The following is a 15,944-nucleotide window of genomic DNA, read 5'->3' on the forward strand; positions in this document are numbered from 1 at the left end:
GGCTCAGACCTTGCTGCGCTCGTAGCGCTTGCGGTCGTTCTCGTTCAGCAGCTTCTTGCGCAGGCGGATGGACTTCGGCGTCACTTCCACCAGTTCGTCGTCGGCGATGAACTCCAGCGCCTGTTCCAGGGTGAACTTGATCGGCGGAACCAGGGCGATGACCTCGTCCTTGCCGGATGCGCGCATGTTGTCGAGCTTCTTGCCCTTGGTGGGGTTGATCACCAGGTCGTTGTCACGGCTGTTGATGCCGCACAGCTGGCCTTCGTAGATCTCGTCGCCAGGGGCGAGGAACAGCTTGCCGCGGCTCTGCAGGGTTTCCAGCGAGTAGGTCAGGGCGGTGCCGGTGGCCATGGAGACCAGTACGCCGTTCTGACGGTTGCTGACTTCGCCGGCCTTGATCGGGCCGTAGTGGCTGAAGGTCGAGGTCAGGATGCCGGTGCCCGAGGTCAGGGTAAGGAAGTTGTTACGGAAGCCGATCAGGCCACGCGCCGGAATGGTGTACTCCAGGCGCACACGGCCCTTGCCGTCGGGGATCATGTTGGTCAGATCGCCCTTGCGCAGGCCCATCTGCTCCATCACCGAGCCCTGGTGCTGCTCTTCGATGTCGATGGTGACGTTCTCGTAGGGCTCCTGCTTCTCGCCGTCCTTCTCGATGATCACCACTTCCGGACGGCCCACGGCCATCTCGAAGCCTTCGCGGCGCATGGTTTCGATCAGTACGGAGAGGTGCAGCTCGCCACGGCCGGAGACCTTGAACTTCTCGGCGGACTCGCCAGCCTCGACGCGCAGGGCGACGTTGTGCAGCAGCTCCTTGTCGAGGCGGTCCTTGATGTTGCGGCTGGTGACGAACTTGCCTTCCTTGCCGGCGAAGGGCGAGTCGTTGACCTGGAAGGTCATGCTCACGGTCGGCTGGTCGACGGTCAGCGGCGGGCGGGCCTCGACGTGCTGCGGGTCGCACAGGGTGTCGGAGATGAACAGCTCTTCCATGCCGCTGACGCAGACGATGTCGCCGGCTTCGGCTTCAGCCACTTCGACGCGCTGCAGGCCGGAGTGGCCCATGATCTTCAGCACGCGACCGTTGCGCTTGGTGCCGTCGTCGCTGATGGCGACCACCGGGGTGTTGGTCTTGATCTTGCCGCGGGCGATGCGGCCGATGCCGATCACGCCGAGGAAGCTGTTGTAGTCCAGCTGGGAGATCTGCATCTGGAACGGGCCGTCGACGTCGACGTCCGGAACCGGGACGTGGTCGATGATCGCCTGGAACAGGGCGTCCATGTTGTCGTCCATGTTCTCGTGGTCGAGGCCGGCGATGCCGTTCAGGGCGCTGGCGTAGACGATCGGGAAGTCGAGCTGCTCATCGGTGGCGCCCAGGTTGTCGAACAGGTCGAAGATCTGGTCGATGACCCAGTCGGGACGCGCGCCCGGACGGTCGATCTTGTTCACCACGACGATGGGACGCAGGCCGGCCTTGAACGCCTTCTGGGTCACGAAGCGGGTCTGCGGCATGGGGCCGTCCTGGGCGTCTACCACCAGCAGCACGGAGTCCACCATGGACATCACGCGCTCCACCTCACCGCCGAAGTCGGCGTGGCCGGGGGTGTCCACGATGTTGATGTTGTAGCCGTTCCACTTGATGGCGGTGTTCTTCGCCAGGATGGTGATGCCGCGCTCTTTCTCCTGGTCGTTGGAGTCCATCACGCGCTCGTTTTCCGCTTCTTTGCGGTCGAGGGTGCCGGAGAGCTTCAGCAGCTTGTCGACGAGGGTGGTCTTGCCATGGTCAACGTGGGCGATGATGGCGATGTTTCTCAGTTTTTCGATCACAGTCTTGGGTCCTAGATGAAAGCGGGAGGCTTGAAGCTGAAAGCTGGAAGTGGCGGCACGGTCCGGTCGGGAGGATGGCTACGCCAGATGACGTTTCGGTTGATCGGGCAGGCTCTTTTCACTTCGAGCGTCCCGCTTCCGGCTTCAGGCTTTCGGGTCGGTAGACCCGGACGTTGGCATGCCCCTCACTCAGCAGGTGATGGGCGTGCAGGCGACTCATGACGCCCTTGTCGCAGTACAGGAGGTACTGGCGGTTGGCGTCCAGGTCCTTGAAGCGGCTGTTGACCGCATAGAACGGCAGCGCCTGGACCTCGATGCCCGGCAGCTCCAGGGGATCGTCCTCCTGGGCGTCGGGGTGGCGGATGTCGATGACGATCTGGCCCGGCAGGGCTTCGCGCACCTCCTCCACCTTCAGGTCCTGGCCGAGTTCGTCGATGACCCGGTCGATGGGCACCAGGCGCGCGCGCTCCAGGGCGCGCTCGAGGATGGCCATGTCGAACTGCGCTTCCTCGTGCTCGATGCGGCCGGGCTTGGCGCGGGTGGTCGGGTTCACCGAGATCACGCCGCAGTACTCCGGCATGTGCTTGGCGAACTCGGCGGTGCCGATGCGGGTCGCGGTATCGATGATGTCCTGCTTGTGGCTGGCGATCAGCGGGCGCAGCACCAGCATGTCGGTGGCCGAATCGATCACCGAGAGGTTGGGCAGGGTCTGGCTGGACACCTGGGAGATGGCCTCGCCGGTGACCAGCGCGTCCAGGGTCAGCTTGCGGGCCATGTGGGTGGAGGCACGGAGCATCATGCGCTTGAGCACGACGCCCATCTGGCTGTTGTCCACCTTGCTGAGGATCTCGCCCACCACTTCCTCGAAGGGCACGCTGATGAACAGCACGCGCTGGGAACGACCGAACTTCTCCCAGAGGTAATGGGCGACTTCCATCACGCCCAGTTCGTGTGCACGGCCACCCAGGTTGAAGAAGCAGAAATGGGTCATCAGGCCGCGACGCATCATCTGGTAGGCGGCGACGGTGGAGTCGAAGCCACCGGACATCAGCACCAGGGTCTGCTCCAGGGAGCCCAGCGGATAACCGCCCATGCCGTCGTGCTGGCGGTGGATGACGAACAGGCGCTGGTCGCGCACCTCCATCCGCACTTCCACTTCCGGATTCTTCAGGGAGATGCCGGCGGCGTTGCACTCCTGGCGCAGGCGGCTGCCGACATGACGTTCCAGCTCCATGGAGGTGAATTCATGCTTGCCGGCACGCTTGCAACGCACGGCGAAGATCTTGCCGGGAATGCGGTCGGCGTAATGCAGCTTGCACTTCTCCAGCACATCGTCGAAGTCCCCCAAGGGGTACTCGTGCACCTCGAGGAAGTGCGCGATGCCCGGCGTGCAGACCAGGCGCTCGATCATTTCCCGCAACAGCCTGGGGTCGGCCTGGCGGGTCTCGACCTCCAGGTTGTCCCAGACGCCGGTCACCTCGAGTTCCGGATCAAGATCCTTGAGGACCGAACGGATGTTCTTCGAGAGCTGGCGGATGAAGTGCTTGCGCACCGGCCGGCTCTTGATGGTGATTTCCGGGAAGACTTTGACGATGAGTTTCATGAAAACAGCGCTTGCGGGAGCGGCCGAAAAAGAGGGGCGCGGATTATAGCGGAAATTGTTCAAGCTTTGACCAAAATCATTCAATGAATCGCGCAACGCACCAAATTGGTTCACCTGCGCCACGACAGGCACGAAAAGGGTGCGCAAATCTGCGCCCAATCGGAGCAGAGGCCCCGCCAGGCTTGAGTTTTGGGGCTCCTGCCCATTCCGGGGCACTGGCACGCAATTTGCTCCCTTGTGAGGCAGGTCGCCCTGGCGGACTATCCCGCTCCGGCTTCACCCCGAACTTTTTTGGGAGGCAAGGTTCCTGCCCCCATCCACCTGGAGGACAACATGTCGAAGTCGCTTCAACTGATCAAAGAACACAACGTGAAGTGGATTGACCTGCGCTTCACCGACACCAAGGGCAAGCAGCAGCACGTGACCATGCCGGCCCGTGACGCCGATGACGATTTCTTCGAGCACGGCAAGATGTTCGACGGCTCCTCCATCGCCGGCTGGAAAGGTATCGAAGCCTCCGACATGATCCTGCTGCCGGACGACAGCACCGCCGTCCTGGACCCCTTCACCGAAGAGCCGACCCTGATCCTGGTCTGCGACATCATCGAGCCGAGCACCATGCAAGGCTACGACCGCGACCCGCGCGCCATCGCCCGCCGCGCCGAGGAATACCTGAAGTCCACCGGTATCGGTGACACCGTGTTCGTCGGTCCGGAGCCGGAGTTCTTCATCTTCGACGAAGTGAAGTTCAAGTCCGACATCTCCGGCTCCATGTTCAAGATCTTCTCCGAACAGGCTTCCTGGAACACCGACGCCGACATCGAAGGCGGCAACAAGGGCCACCGTCCGGGCGTGAAGGGCGGCTACTTCCCGGTACCGCCGGTCGACCACGACCACGAAATCCGTACCGCCATGTGCAACGCCCTGGAAGAAATGGGCCTGGTGGTCGAAGTTCACCACCACGAAGTGGCGACTGCCGGCCAGAACGAGATCGGCGTGAAGTTCAACACCCTGGTCGCCAAGGCTGACGAAGTTCAGACCCTGAAGTACTGCGTGCACAACGTGGCCGACGCCTACGGCAAGACCGTGACCTTCATGCCGAAGCCCCTGTACGGCGACAACGGCTCGGGCATGCACGTTCACATGTCCATCTCCAAAGATGGCAAGAACACCTTCGCGGGCGAAGGCTATGCCGGCCTGTCCGACACCGCCCTGTACTTCATCGGCGGCATCATCAAGCACGGCAAGGCCCTGAACGGCTTCACCAACCCGTCCACCAACTCCTACAAGCGTCTGGTACCCGGCTTCGAAGCCCCGGTCATGCTGGCCTACTCCGCCCGCAACCGTTCCGCTTCCATCCGTATCCCGTACGTCAACAGCCCGAAAGCCCGCCGCATCGAAGCGCGCTTCCCGGACCCGGCTGCCAACCCCTACCTGTGCTTCGCAGCCCTGCTGATGGCCGGCCTGGACGGCATCCAGAACAAGATCCACCCCGGCGATGCCGCCGACAAGAACCTGTACGACCTGCCGCCGGAAGAGGCGAAAGAGATACCGCAGGTTTGCGGCAGCCTGAAGGAAGCCCTGGAAGAGCTGGACAAGGGCCGCGCCTTCCTGACCAAGGGCGGCGTGTTCTCCGACGACTTCATCGATGCCTACATCGAGCTGAAGAGCGAAGAAGAGATCAAGGTGCGCACCTTCGTGCACCCGCTGGAATACGACCTGTACTACAGCGTCTGATCCAGCCATGACCGCGCGAGCGGCATGATTGAGAGGCCTCCTTCGGGAGGCCTTTTTCATTTGAGTGCCCGGGAAACCGCGACCTGAGGACGGTCTTGGGTCAATCGCTCTGTCTGTGGCGATCCGAACGTTCGGGCCGCGCGGATGAAACCGATAGGACCAGGGAGAGCGGCCTGGTGACACGAACAGGACTCGCCCCGCGGATGCCAGGAGCCTTTGCGGCAGTGCCGCACAACCCCACCGCGCCGCGCTTGCCAGCCGGCCCGGCCGGTGCAAGGCTTAGCGGCACTGCATGAATGGAGATCGCGCCATGCGTCCCCTGCTCGCCGCCCTGCTGCTGGCACTTGCCCTGCCCGCTGTCGCCCAGATCTACAAGTACACCGACGCCAACGGCAACACGGTGTTCACCAGCCAGCCGCCGGACGGCACGCCCAGCGAGGCGGTGGAGCTGCCTCCGACCAATGCGGTGCAAGCCCAGCCGCCCAGCACGCCGGTCGCCGAGCCGCAGCCGGCCGAGCGCCAGGCACCGCCCTACGAAGTGGTGGAGTTGACCGGCATTCCCAGCGATGAGGCCCTGCGCGCCAACAACGGCAGCTTCAGCGTCGGCGTGCGCCTGGTGCCACGCCTGATGCCCGGCCACAGCCTGCGCCTCACCCTGGACGGCCAGCCCTACGGCCAGCCCACCAACGTACCGCACCTGCAACTGGTCAACGTCGAACGCGGCCAGCACAGCCTGGCCGTGGACATCCTGTCCGGCACCAAGGTGGTGCAGAGCAGCGCCGCCGTCTCCTTCACCGTCCAGCGGGTCAATACCAGCAGCCCGGCGCTGCGACCGCCCGCCCCCACTCCCCGCCCCGCCAACTGACCGATGACCCGACTCCTGCTTCTCGCCCTACTGCTCCTCGGCCAGCCCGTGCTGGCCGAGGTCTACACCTACATCGACGAAGACGGTAACCGCGTCTTCACCGACCAGCCCAAGCCCGGCAACGCCGAGCGCCTGGAACTGGCCCCGTCCAACGGCATGAATACGCCCGCGCCGATCCAGACGCCGCCGCTCTACCCCACCCCCATTCCCCGCGAGCAGGGCTACCAGTTGCTGCGCATCCTGGTGCCGGAGCCCGACGCCTCGATCCGCGACCTGGAGGGCAACCTGATCGTCACCGCCACCAGCGAACCCGGCCTCAGGGCCAACCACAGCTACCGCCTGCTGCTGGACGGCCAGTCCGTCGGCGAACCGGGGCGCAGCCCAGTCTTTCCGCTGACCAATCTGGATCGCGGCACCCATCAGCTAGCCGTGGAGATCGTTGACAGCCAGGGCCGCGTGGTGGAGCGCACGCCCAGCCAGCCGGTGCATATCATCCGCACCTCGCTGCACCAGAAGCGCCTGGCCCGCCCCTGCCAGAAGGACGACTACGGCGTCCGCCCCGAGTGCCCGCTGAAGGACAAACCGGAAGAGGAAGACGACGACATCGCCATCCTGCCGTTCATCTGAGTCATCTGGCGGTGAGGGCATGACGACCTCGCCGCCCACTTCGCACCACTTCGGTGCATTCGACTGCACCGCTTTCTATACTCTCCCCATTTTGGTTCGCCCGGACCGGACCTTCTGCTCTGAAAAGCAGCCCCCACACGCGGAAATCCTGTTTTCACGAGTCTTTTCAGGGCTTTGGTTTGCTTCTTGCATTTTCCAGTCATCGCCACGAGCGCCGAAGCCATGACCATCAACGACGCCTTGCACCGACTGCTGCTCGATAACCTGACCACCGCGGTGATCCTGCTCAACGCCGACCTGCGCCTCGAGTACATGAACCCGGCGGCGGAGATGCTCCTGGCCGTCAGCGGCCAGCGCAGCCATGGCCAGTTCATCAGCGAACTCTTCACGGAGTCCCCCGAGGCGCTGGCGTCCCTGCGCCAGGCCGTGGAGCAGGCGCACCCCTTTACCAAGCGCGAGGCCATGCTGACCTCGCTGTCCGGCCAGACCATCACCGTGGACTACGCCGTGACGCCCATCCTCAACCGCGGCGAGACCCTGCTGCTGCTGGAAGTCCATCCCCGCGACCGCCTGCTGCGGATCACCAAGGAAGAAGCCCAGCTCTCCAAGCAGGAAACCACCAAGCTGCTGGTGAGGGGCCTGGCCCATGAGATCAAGAATCCGTTGGGCGGCATTCGCGGCGCCGCCCAACTGCTGTCCCGTGAGCTGCCGGAAGAGTCCCTCAAGGACTACACCAACGTCATCATCGAAGAGGCCGACCGCCTGCGGAACCTGGTGGACCGCATGCTCGGCTCCAACAAACTGCCCTCCCTGGCCATGACCAACGTCCACGAAGTGCTGGAGCGCGTCTGCAGCCTGGTGGAAGCGGAGAGCCAGGGCGGCATCAACCTGGTGCGCGACTACGATCCGAGCATCCCGGACGTCTTCATCGACAAGGAACAGATGATCCAGGCCGTGCTCAACATCGTGCGCAACGCGATGCAGGCCCTTTCGGCACAGAACGACCTGCGCCTGGGGCGCATCACCCTGCGCACCCGCACCCTGCGCCAGTTCACCATCGGCCATACCCGCCACCGCCTGGTGACCAAGGTGGAGATCATCGACAACGGCCCAGGCATTCCGGCCGAGCTCCAGGAAACCATCTTCTACCCCATGGTCAGTGGCCGCCCTGACGGCACCGGGCTCGGCCTGGCCATCGCCCAGAACATCATCAGTCAGCACCAGGGCCTGATCGAGTGCGAAAGCCACCCCGGCCATACCGTCTTCTCGATCTTCCTGCCGCTGGAACAAGGAGCTTCCTCCTCATGAGCCGTAGTGAAACCGTCTGGATCGTCGACGACGACCGCTCCATCCGCTGGGTCCTGGAAAAGGCCCTGCAACAGGAAGGCATGACCACCCAGGCCTTCGAGAGCGCCGACAGCCTGCTCAGCCGCCTGGCCCGGCAACAACCGGACGTGATCATTTCCGACATCCGCATGCCCGGCACCAGCGGCCTGGACCTGCTGGCCCGCATCCGCGAGCAGAACCCGCGCCTGCCGGTGATCATCATGACCGCCCATTCCGACCTGGACAGCGCGGTGGCCTCCTACCAGGGCGGCGCCTTCGAGTACCTGCCCAAGCCCTTCGACGTGGACGAGGCGGTCTCCCTGGTCAAGCGCGCCTTCCAGCATGCCCAGGAACAGCAAGGCCTCGAAGCCCCGGCCAGCCAAGCGCGCACCCCCGAGATCATCGGCGAGGCGCCGGCGATGCAGGAAGTCTTCCGCGCCATCGGTCGCCTGAGCCACTCCAACATCACCGTGCTCATCAATGGCGAGTCCGGCACCGGCAAGGAACTGGTGGCCCATGCCCTGCATCGCCACAGCCCGCGCGCCGCCTCGCCCTTCATCGCCCTGAACATGGCGGCGATCCCGAAGGACCTGATGGAATCCGAGCTGTTCGGCCATGAAAAAGGGGCCTTCACCGGCGCGGCCAACCAGCGCCGGGGCCGCTTCGAGCAGGCCGACGGCGGCACCCTGTTCCTGGACGAGATCGGCGACATGCCCGCCGACACCCAGACTCGCCTGCTGCGGGTGCTGGCCGACGGCGAGTTCTACCGGGTCGGCGGCCACACACCGGTCAAGGTGGACGTGCGCATCATCGCCGCCACCCACCAGAACCTGGAAAACCTGGTGCAGGCCGGCAAGTTCCGCGAGGACCTGTTCCACCGTCTCAATGTCATCCGCATCCATATCCCGCGCCTGTCGGATCGCCGCGAAGACATCCCGGCGCTCGCCCGCCACTTCCTCGCCCGCGCCGCCCAGGAGCTGGCGGTCGAGCCCAAGCTGCTGAAGAGCGAAACCGAGGACTACCTGAAGAACCTGCCCTGGCCGGGCAACGTGCGCCAGCTGGAAAACACCTGCCGCTGGATCACCGTCATGGCCTCGGGGCGCGAAGTCCATGTGGACGACCTGCCGCCGGAGCTGCTGACCCAGCCCCAGGACGCGGCCCCGGTGACCAACTGGGAACAGGCCCTGCGCCAATGGGCGGACCAGGCCCTGGCACGCGGCCAGTCCAGCCTGCTGGACACCGCCGTGCCGTCCTTCGAGCGGATCATGATCGAGACCGCCTTGAAACACACCGCCGGGCGCCGCCGGGATGCCGCCGTGCTCCTGGGCTGGGGTCGAAACACCCTCACCCGCAAGATCAAGGAACTGGGCATGAAGGTGGATGGCGGCGACGACGATGACGGAGACGACGCCTGACAGCCTTTTCGGCGGGACCCTCAGGTCCCGCCAGCCCCCTTCCTAAGGCGTTCGCCACCGATTCCCCAACACAGCCGTCCGCTTTCGCCATCACATCCCTCCTCCCGCGCCAGCACCAGCGTAAGAAAATTCTGATTTCCTCCCCATCCGTGGACCCGGCACTCCGTCGGCGGGATGCTGCCTGGACATGAAGTAATGACAGGAACTGACCATGCAGCTGCATATCGCCGTACGAAAGGAAGGAGACGTCGTCAGACTCAAAGCCATGGACGGTTTCAGTGATGCCGAAGTAGCACGAATGCTCCGCTCCAACGGCATCGAGATCATCCTGGGCCCAATGGAGGGCGGCCGGTCACGTATCTGCATCCGAGCCCCCAGAAGCCTCTCCCTCAAGGTGGAGCGACTGAGGCGGTGCCAGTCCACCGAATCCTACCTCTACCCCGACAAGACCTGACCCCGCTGAAGGCCCCGTCCAGACGGGGCCGTCCGCCCACCGAAAAAGTCCATCCCTGGTGCCCGGATAGGGTTCCCGCCTCAAAAAAGTGCTCGCCCCCGGACCGGGACTGCCCCCTGAAAACCGCCTGAGCGCCCCGGGCCAATCCCCAGGACTTCCTTAGAAAGCCAGTATTTACGGGGCCTGCAGCCATGCAGTGCGGTTTCCCGGTGACAAATCTTGAAATTGGCACGCCCTCTGCAATATCCCCAGTAACACAGGTTTTGGGGCCCCTGGTACAGGCAGGCCAGGGAATCCCCACTCTTACACAGGCAGGCTGAACCCCAGCCGCCACGACCCCGAGGGGTTGCATGCAGGACGGCGCCGCCCCGGGCGGCCAGGTTTCAGGGGGCCTTGGTACAGGCAGGCCGGGGAATCCCCTCTTTTATCCACAGGCGCGCTGGGCTCCAGCCGCCTGGGCTCACAAGAGCCCGAAGCGATATACGGTCGCCGACAGCCGAGCGACCCACCCTTTCGGGGACCTTGGTACAGGCAGGCCGGGGAATCCCCTCTTTTATCCACGGCGCGCTGGATTCCAGCCGCCTGGGCTCACAAGAGCCCGTATCGATATCCGGTCGCCGGCAGCCGAGCGACCCACCCTTTCGGGGACCTTGGTACAGGCAGGCCGGGGAATCCCCTCTTTTATCCACGGCGCGCTGGACTCCAGCCGCCGGGGCTCACAAGAGCCCGTATCGATATCCGGTCGCCGGCAGCCGAGCGACCCACCCTTTCGGGGACCTTGGTACAGGCAGGCCGGGGAATCCCCGCTCTTACTCGTCCCTCAGGCTGATCTCCAGCCGCCAGCGGCCATCCACCTCGGCTCCCCGCCACTCCCCGTGCAAGGGGCGCGCCGCCACGAAGCGCACCATCACCCCGCTTTCGGACGTCAACACCTTCCAGCTGACCGGTGCCGAGCCCAGGCTGAGACGCCCACCGGCACTGCGCCCCACCGCATCCACCAGCAGGACATAGGCGCCTTCCGGGGCTTCGGCGCGCACGTCCGGCTCCCGGTCGAACCAGAGCGTCAGGCCGTCCTGGCGCACCTCGATGCGTTCCAGAAGCACCGGGTCCGGGGTCGTCAGCCGGCCAAGCATCATGCCCACCAGCAGGCCCAGCAGCGCCAGGGAGAATAAAAAGCGCGGCCACAGGCTCGGTCGTGGATCGTCTTCGGGAGTAGAATGCCGCCCGTCTTCGGGCTCGGGACCAGCCATGTTTCACGTCATCCTGTTTCAACCGGAAATTCCACCGAACACCGGCAACATTATCAGGCTGTGCGCCAATTCCGGCTGCCACCTGCACCTGATCGAGCCCCTGGGCTTCGAACTGGACGACAAGCGCCTGCGGCGCGCCGGGCTGGACTACCACGAGTACGCCACCCTCAAGCGCTACCCGGACCTGGAGAGCTGCCTGGAAGCCCTGGGCCGGCCTCGGGTATTCGCCTTCACCACCAAGGGCACGCAGCTGTTCCATCAGGTGGCGTTCGAGAAGGGCGACGCCTTCCTCTTCGGCCCGGAGAGCCGTGGCCTGCCCCAGGAGATCCGCGAAAGCCTGCCCCCTGAACAGCGCCTGCGCCTGCCCATGCGCCCCAACTGCCGCAGCCTGAATCTCTCCAACACCGTGGCCGTGGCGGTCTATGAGGCCTGGCGACAGCACGATTTCCGCCTGGACTGACGCGACCGCCGCCTTTCCCCGGACAACAAAAAAGCGCCCCTAAGGGCGCTTTTTCAAGGGGCCGGATGACTCAGGCCTGGGCTTCGCCCGCCTGGATACGCGCCAGTTCCTGGGCGTAGAGGGCGTCGAAGTTCACCGGGGAGAGCATCAGCGCCGGGAAGGAGCCGCGGACAACCAGGCTGTCCAGGGTTTCACGGGCGTAGGGGAACAGGATGTTCGGGCAGAAGGCACCCAGGGTGTGGCTCATGGAGGCCGCGTCCAGCCCCTTGATGAGGAAGATACCGGCCTGCTGCACTTCAGCGATGAAGGCGGTTTCCTCGCCGTTCTTCACGGTCACGGACAGGGTCAGCACCACTTCGTGGAAGTCACCGTCCAGCTGCTTCTGGCGGGTGTTCAGGTCCAGGGAAACGCTCGGGTTCCACTGCTGGCGGAAGATCTCGGGGCTCTTCGGCGCTTCGAAGGACAGATCGCGCACGTAGATGCGCTGCAGGGAAAACTGGGGAGCTTCTGCGCCTTGGGCGGCGCCATTGTTCGTTTGTTCGGTCATGGTTCTGCCTTGTTCTAGTGCGTTTCCGTTTGCGGGCTGGATTGGAGCAAGGCGTCGAGCTTGCCGGCGCGCTCCAGGGCATACAGGTCGTCACAGCCGCCCACGTGGGTCGGGCCGATCCAGATCTGCGGCACCGAGGTGCGCCCGGCCTTGCGGGTCATCTCGGCGCGAACTTCGGGTTTGCCGTCGACGCTGACTTCCTCGTAGCGCACGCCCTTGCTGTCCAGCAGGTGCTTGGCGCGGATGCAGAAAGGACACCAGGCGCTCGAGTAGATGACGACGCCGGTCATCTCACTTCACCAGCGGCAGGTTGTCGCCGCGCCAGCTGCCGATCCCGCCGGACAGCTTGAGGGCGGTGAAGCCGGCCTTCTTCAGGTCACGGCAGACGGTGCCGGCGTGCTGGCCCATGGCGTCGACCACGATGATGGATTTTTCCTTGTGCTTCTCCAGCTCGGCGATGCGGCTGGCCAGCTTCTCGAAGGGGATGTTCAGGGCGTCGACGATATGGCCGCTGGAGAAGTCCTTGCTGGCCCGCACGTCCAGGACGATGGCCTGGCCGCCGTTGACCAGAGCGGTGAGCTCGCGGGTGGAAACGGCACGACCGCTGCGGCGCAGTTCGTGGGCCAGCAACAGGGCCAGCAGCACCACGAAGGTTCCACTCAGTACATAGTGGTTAGTGGCAAATTCAATCAGGTGGGCGAGCATCGTCGGGTTCCGGGACGGTAAAATGCCGGCCAGTATACACAGCCCCACAGGTCGGCCAAACCCCGCACAGCGGTGACGCCGACGGAACCAGACCGTAAAATGCCGCGTCTTTTTTCCGGGGCCTTGCCCGCCACTTTCCACCTTCTGCCGCAGCGAGTCGGACGATATGACAGCCACGCCAAAACCCCTGGTCCTCATCATCCTGGACGGCTTCGGTCACAGTGACAGCCCCGAGTACAACGCTATCTACGCGGCCAGGACCCCGGTCTACGATCGCCTGCGCGCCACCCAGCCCCACGGCCTGATTTCCGGCTCCGGCATGGACGTGGGCCTGCCGGATGGACAGATGGGCAACTCCGAAGTGGGCCACATGAACCTGGGCGCCGGCCGCGTCGTCTACCAGGACTTCACCCGCGTCACCAAGGCCATCCGTGACGGCGAGTTCTTCGCCAACCCGGTGATCCTCGAGGCCGTGGACAAGGCCGTGGCCGCCGGCAAGGCCGTGCACTTCATGGGCCTGCTCTCCGACGGCGGCGTGCACAGCCACCAGGACCACCTGGTCGCCATGGCCGAGCTGGCCGCCCAGCGCGGCGCCGAGAAGATCTACCTGCACGCCTTCCTCGACGGCCGCGACACTCCGCCGAAAAGCGCCCAGCCCTCCATCGAGCTGCTGGACGCCGCCTTCGCCCGTCTCGGCAAGGGCCGCATCGCCAGCCTGATCGGTCGCTACTACGCCATGGACCGCGACAATCGCTGGGACCGCGTCGAAGCCGCCTACAACCTGATCACCGAAGGCCAGGGTGAATTCGCCGCCGCCACTGCCGTGGAAGGCCTGGCGGCCGCCTACGAGCGCGGCGAAAGCGACGAGTTCGTCAAGGCCACCACCATCGGCGAGCCCGTCAGGGTCGAGGATGGCGACGCGGTGGTGTTCATGAACTTCCGCGCCGACCGCGCCCGCGAGCTGTCCCGCGCCTTCGTCGAGCCCGGCTTCAAGGAGTTCGCCCGCGCCCGCGAGATCGCCCTGGCCGGCTACGTGATGCTGACCCAGTACGCCGCCAGCATCCCCGCTCCCAGCGCCTTCAAGCCCGAGTCCCTGGACAATGTGCTGGGCGAGTACCTGGCGAAGAACGGCAAGACCCAACTGCGCATCGCCGAGACCGAGAAGTACGCCCACGTGACCTTCTTCTTCTCCGGCGGCCGCGAAGAACCCTTCGAAGGCGAGGAGCGCATCCTGGTCCCCTCGCCCAAGGTCGCCACCTATGACCTGCAGCCCGAAATGAGCGCCCCCGAGGTGACCGACCGCATCGTCGACGCCATCGAGAACCAGCGCTACGACGTGATCATCGTCAACTACGCCAACGGTGACATGGTCGGCCACACCGGCGTGTTCGAGGCGGCGGTGAAGGCGGTGGAATGCCTGGACCACTGCGTCGGCCGCATCGTCGAAGCCCTGGACAAGGTGGGCGGCGAAGCCCTGATCACCGCCGACCACGGCAACGTCGAGCAGATGGAAGACGAAGTCACCGGCCAGGCCCACACCGCGCATACCTGCGAGCCGGTGCCCTTCATCTATGTCGGCAAGCGTCCGGCCACCATCCGCGAGGGTGGCGTGCTGGCGGATGTCGCCCCCACCCTGCTGACCCTGATGGGTCTGCCGGTACCGGCGGAGATGACCGGCAAGACCATCGTCGAGCTGAAATGACGGCATCGGGCCGCCCCCAGGGAGCGGTCCAGCGCGGAAAACCGCGCGCCCCGTCAGTAAACGCCCGGATCCTCAGGTTCCGGGCGTTTTTTTTGCCCCGCTCCACGGGCATACTAGGCCGGTCCTTCCCCCCGGTGCCCCAAGCCCCCATGTTTCGCGCCCTCGCCCTCGTCCTCCTCGCCAGCCTGATCACCCCGGTCATGGCCGACCAGCGCGCCGAAACCCGGCAGCAGCTGGATCAGGCCGCCAAGGACATCACCGAACTGAAGAAGCTCCTGCAGCAACTGCAGCAGGAGAAATCCGGCGTCCAGGCCGACCTGAAGAAGACCGAGACCGAGATGGGCGACCTGGAACAACAGGTCAAGGACCTGGAGCAGGAGCTGAAAGACAGCGAGAGCGAGATCCAGCGCCTCGACGGGGAGAAAAAAAAACTCCAGGACGCGCGCGCTGAACAACAGCGCCTGATCGGCATCCAGGCACGCGCCGCCTACCAGAGCGGCCAGCAGGAATACCTCAAGCTGCTGCTCAATCAGCAGCACCCCGAGAAGTTCGCCCGCACCCTCACCTACTACGACTACCTGAGCCAGGCTCGCCTCGAGCAGCTCAACACCTTCAATGAAACCCTGCGCCAGCTGGCCAATGTCGAACGCGAGATCGGCGAGCACAACGCCCAGCTCACCGAGCAGAAAGCCAGCCTCGATGAGCGCCGGGAACAGTTGGCCGCCGCGCGCCGCGAGCGCCAGCAGGCCCTGGCCAAGCTGAACAAGGACCTGGGTGACCGCGACCGCAAGCTCAAGAGCCGCCAGCAGGACCAGGCCCAACTGGCCAAGGTGCTGAAAACCATCGAGGAAACCCTGGCCCGCCAGGAGCGGGAAGCCCGCGAGGCCGAGGAAGCACGCAAGCGCGCCCTGGCCGAGCAGCAGCGCCAGCTACGCGAGCAGGACAACCGTCCCGCCACCGGCACCGCCCGCGCCGCCAGCGGCCCGATGGTCTCCAGCGCCGGCAGCGGCTTCGGCGGCCCCTTCGCCCAGGCCCGCGGGCGTCTGCCCTGGCCGGTGGACGGTCGCCTGGTGGCCCGCTACGGCTCCGCCCGCGGCACCGACTCCCGCGCCAAGTGGGATGGCGTGCTGATCGGCGCGCCGGAAGGCGCCACCGTTCGCGCCGTGCATGGCGGCCGCGTGGTGTTCGCCGACTGGTTGCGCGGCGCCGGGCTTCTGGTCATTCTCGATCATGGCAATGGCTACCTGAGCCTTTACGGGCATAACCAGCGTCTGTTGAAAAGCGCCGGCGATATCGTGAAAGCGGGCGAGTCCATCGCCACGGTCGGCAACAGCGGCGGGCAGGACACGCCCGCACTGTACTTCGCCATTCGCCAGCAAGGCCGACCGACCGACCCGGCACAGTGGTGCCGCGCCCAAGGATAGGCGCCACT

At 65.1% G+C, this 15,944-nt stretch carries 15 protein-coding genes; 9 read left to right on the plus strand and 6 right to left on the minus strand.

Features of this window, described 5'->3' with window-relative positions; all coding sequences use genetic code 11:
• Nucleotides 1-3 precede the first annotated feature (3 nt).
• Both typA and thiI read right to left on the minus strand, forming a co-directional pair.
• Nucleotides 4-1,821 (minus strand): translational GTPase TypA, encoded by a 1,818-nt coding sequence (gene typA / locus KF707C_RS26910; protein ID WP_003453325.1) that lies wholly within the window; start codon nucleotides 1,819-1,821, stop codon nucleotides 4-6.
• A gap of 118 nt (nucleotides 1,822-1,939) precedes the next feature.
• Entirely contained in the window at nucleotides 1,940-3,424 is a 1,485-nt protein-coding gene (gene thiI, locus KF707C_RS26915; RefSeq protein WP_003453328.1) for a tRNA uracil 4-sulfurtransferase ThiI, read from the minus strand.
• Between the two features lie 333 nt (nucleotides 3,425-3,757).
• Between thiI and glnA the strand changes: the two genes are divergently transcribed.
• The 6 genes from glnA (at nucleotide 3,758) to KF707C_RS26945 (ending at nucleotide 9,848) form a co-directional block, all read left to right on the plus strand.
• Entirely contained in the window at nucleotides 3,758-5,161 is a 1,404-nt protein-coding gene (gene glnA, locus KF707C_RS26920; protein ID WP_003453330.1) for a glutamate--ammonia ligase, read from the plus strand.
• A 310-nt stretch (nucleotides 5,162-5,471) separates the two neighbouring features.
• Entirely contained in the window at nucleotides 5,472-6,026 is a 555-nt protein-coding gene (locus KF707C_RS26925; RefSeq protein ID WP_003453332.1) for a DUF4124 domain-containing protein, read from the plus strand.
• Nucleotides 6,027-6,029: 3 nt separating this feature from the next.
• Nucleotides 6,030-6,653: a DUF4124 domain-containing protein gene (locus KF707C_RS26930; RefSeq protein ID WP_003453334.1), complete on the plus strand. Its 624-nt coding sequence runs from the start codon at nucleotides 6,030-6,032 to the stop codon at nucleotides 6,651-6,653.
• Between the two features lie 222 nt (nucleotides 6,654-6,875).
• Complete coding sequence (gene glnL, locus KF707C_RS26935; RefSeq protein ID WP_003453335.1) at nucleotides 6,876-7,961, plus strand: nitrogen regulation protein NR(II); 1,086 nt, start codon at nucleotides 6,876-6,878, stop codon at nucleotides 7,959-7,961.
• The gene (gene ntrC, locus KF707C_RS26940; protein ID WP_003453342.1) at nucleotides 7,958-9,394 is read left to right on the plus strand and encodes a nitrogen regulation protein NR(I); all 1,437 of its coding nucleotides are present in this window, start codon (nucleotides 7,958-7,960) and stop codon (nucleotides 9,392-9,394) included. Before glnL ends, ntrC begins: the two co-directional genes overlap by 4 nt.
• Nucleotides 9,395-9,605: 211 nt before the next feature.
• Nucleotides 9,606-9,848, plus strand: a complete 243-nt coding sequence (locus tag KF707C_RS26945) for a hypothetical protein (RefSeq protein WP_003453344.1) — start codon at nucleotides 9,606-9,608, stop codon at nucleotides 9,846-9,848.
• An 809-nt stretch (nucleotides 9,849-10,657) separates the two neighbouring features.
• Here KF707C_RS26945 and KF707C_RS26950 read toward each other — a convergent pair.
• Nucleotides 10,658-11,098 (minus strand): hypothetical protein, encoded by a 441-nt coding sequence (locus tag KF707C_RS26950; RefSeq protein WP_003453346.1) that lies wholly within the window; start codon nucleotides 11,096-11,098, stop codon nucleotides 10,658-10,660.
• On the opposite strand from KF707C_RS26950, the gene trmL reads away from it, so the two are divergent.
• A complete protein-coding gene (gene trmL / locus KF707C_RS26955) occupies nucleotides 11,097-11,558 on the plus strand; it encodes a tRNA (uridine(34)/cytosine(34)/5-carboxymethylaminomethyluridine(34)-2'-O)-methyltransferase TrmL (RefSeq protein ID WP_003453347.1) in 462 nt (153 codons plus the stop codon). The genes KF707C_RS26950 and trmL overlap by 2 nt on opposite strands.
• A 70-nt stretch (nucleotides 11,559-11,628) precedes the next feature.
• Here the strand turns inward: trmL and secB are convergent, their stop codons facing one another.
• The 3 genes from secB to KF707C_RS26970 are packed head-to-tail and all read right to left on the minus strand — an operon-like array spanning nucleotide 11,629 to nucleotide 12,810.
• Complete coding sequence (secB, locus tag KF707C_RS26960) at nucleotides 11,629-12,105, minus strand: protein-export chaperone SecB (protein ID WP_003453349.1); 477 nt, start codon at nucleotides 12,103-12,105, stop codon at nucleotides 11,629-11,631.
• 14 nt (nucleotides 12,106-12,119) lie between these two features.
• Nucleotides 12,120-12,395, minus strand: coding sequence for a glutaredoxin 3 (grxC, locus tag KF707C_RS26965; RefSeq protein WP_003453351.1), 276 nt, complete (start codon nucleotides 12,393-12,395; stop codon nucleotides 12,120-12,122).
• A gap of 1 nt (nucleotide 12,396) precedes the next feature.
• On the minus strand, nucleotides 12,397-12,810 hold the full coding sequence (locus tag KF707C_RS26970) for a rhodanese-like domain-containing protein (RefSeq protein ID WP_003453353.1): 414 nt from the start codon (nucleotides 12,808-12,810) through the stop codon (nucleotides 12,397-12,399).
• 166 nt (nucleotides 12,811-12,976) lie between these two features.
• On the opposite strand from KF707C_RS26970, the gene gpmI reads away from it, so the two are divergent.
• Nucleotides 12,977-14,512 (plus strand): 2,3-bisphosphoglycerate-independent phosphoglycerate mutase, encoded by a 1,536-nt coding sequence (gene gpmI, locus KF707C_RS26975; RefSeq protein ID WP_003453355.1) that lies wholly within the window; start codon nucleotides 12,977-12,979, stop codon nucleotides 14,510-14,512.
• A 149-nt stretch (nucleotides 14,513-14,661) separates the two neighbouring features.
• Nucleotides 14,662-15,936, plus strand: coding sequence for a murein hydrolase activator EnvC family protein (locus tag KF707C_RS26980; protein WP_003453357.1), 1,275 nt, complete (start codon nucleotides 14,662-14,664; stop codon nucleotides 15,934-15,936).
• Nucleotides 15,937-15,944 lie beyond the last annotated feature (8 nt).

The sequence above is a fragment of the Pseudomonas furukawaii genome, assembly GCF_002355475.1.
GTDB classification, from domain to species: Bacteria; Pseudomonadota; Gammaproteobacteria; order Pseudomonadales; family Pseudomonadaceae; genus Metapseudomonas; species Metapseudomonas furukawaii.

Bases quoted from the DNA above. Each gene is read 5' to 3' on its own strand.
- thiI (WP_003453328.1), bottom strand. From the start codon at position 3,424: ATGAAACTCATCGTCAAAGTCTTCCCGGAAATCACCATCAAGAGCCGG.
- glnA (WP_003453330.1), top strand. From the start codon at position 3,758: ATGTCGAAGTCGCTTCAACTGATCAAAGAACACAACGTGAAGTGGATT.
- KF707C_RS26925 (WP_003453332.1), top strand. From the start codon at position 5,472: ATGCGTCCCCTGCTCGCCGCCCTGCTGCTGGCACTTGCCCTGCCCGCT.
- KF707C_RS26930 (WP_003453334.1), top strand. From the start codon at position 6,030: ATGACCCGACTCCTGCTTCTCGCCCTACTGCTCCTCGGCCAGCCCGTG.
- glnL (WP_003453335.1), top strand. From the start codon at position 6,876: ATGACCATCAACGACGCCTTGCACCGACTGCTGCTCGATAACCTGACC.
- ntrC (WP_003453342.1), top strand. From the start codon at position 7,958: ATGAGCCGTAGTGAAACCGTCTGGATCGTCGACGACGACCGCTCCATC.
- KF707C_RS26945 (WP_003453344.1), top strand. From the start codon at position 9,606: ATGCAGCTGCATATCGCCGTACGAAAGGAAGGAGACGTCGTCAGACTC.
- trmL (WP_003453347.1), top strand. From the start codon at position 11,097: ATGTTTCACGTCATCCTGTTTCAACCGGAAATTCCACCGAACACCGGC.
- KF707C_RS26950 (WP_003453346.1), bottom strand. From the start codon at position 11,098: ATGGCTGGTCCCGAGCCCGAAGACGGGCGGCATTCTACTCCCGAAGAC.
- secB (WP_003453349.1), bottom strand. From the start codon at position 12,105: ATGACCGAACAAACGAACAATGGCGCCGCCCAAGGCGCAGAAGCTCCC.
- grxC (WP_003453351.1), bottom strand. From the start codon at position 12,395: ATGACCGGCGTCGTCATCTACTCGAGCGCCTGGTGTCCTTTCTGCATC.
- KF707C_RS26970 (WP_003453353.1), bottom strand. From the start codon at position 12,810: ATGCTCGCCCACCTGATTGAATTTGCCACTAACCACTATGTACTGAGT.
- gpmI (WP_003453355.1), top strand. From the start codon at position 12,977: ATGACAGCCACGCCAAAACCCCTGGTCCTCATCATCCTGGACGGCTTC.
- KF707C_RS26980 (WP_003453357.1), top strand. From the start codon at position 14,662: ATGTTTCGCGCCCTCGCCCTCGTCCTCCTCGCCAGCCTGATCACCCCG.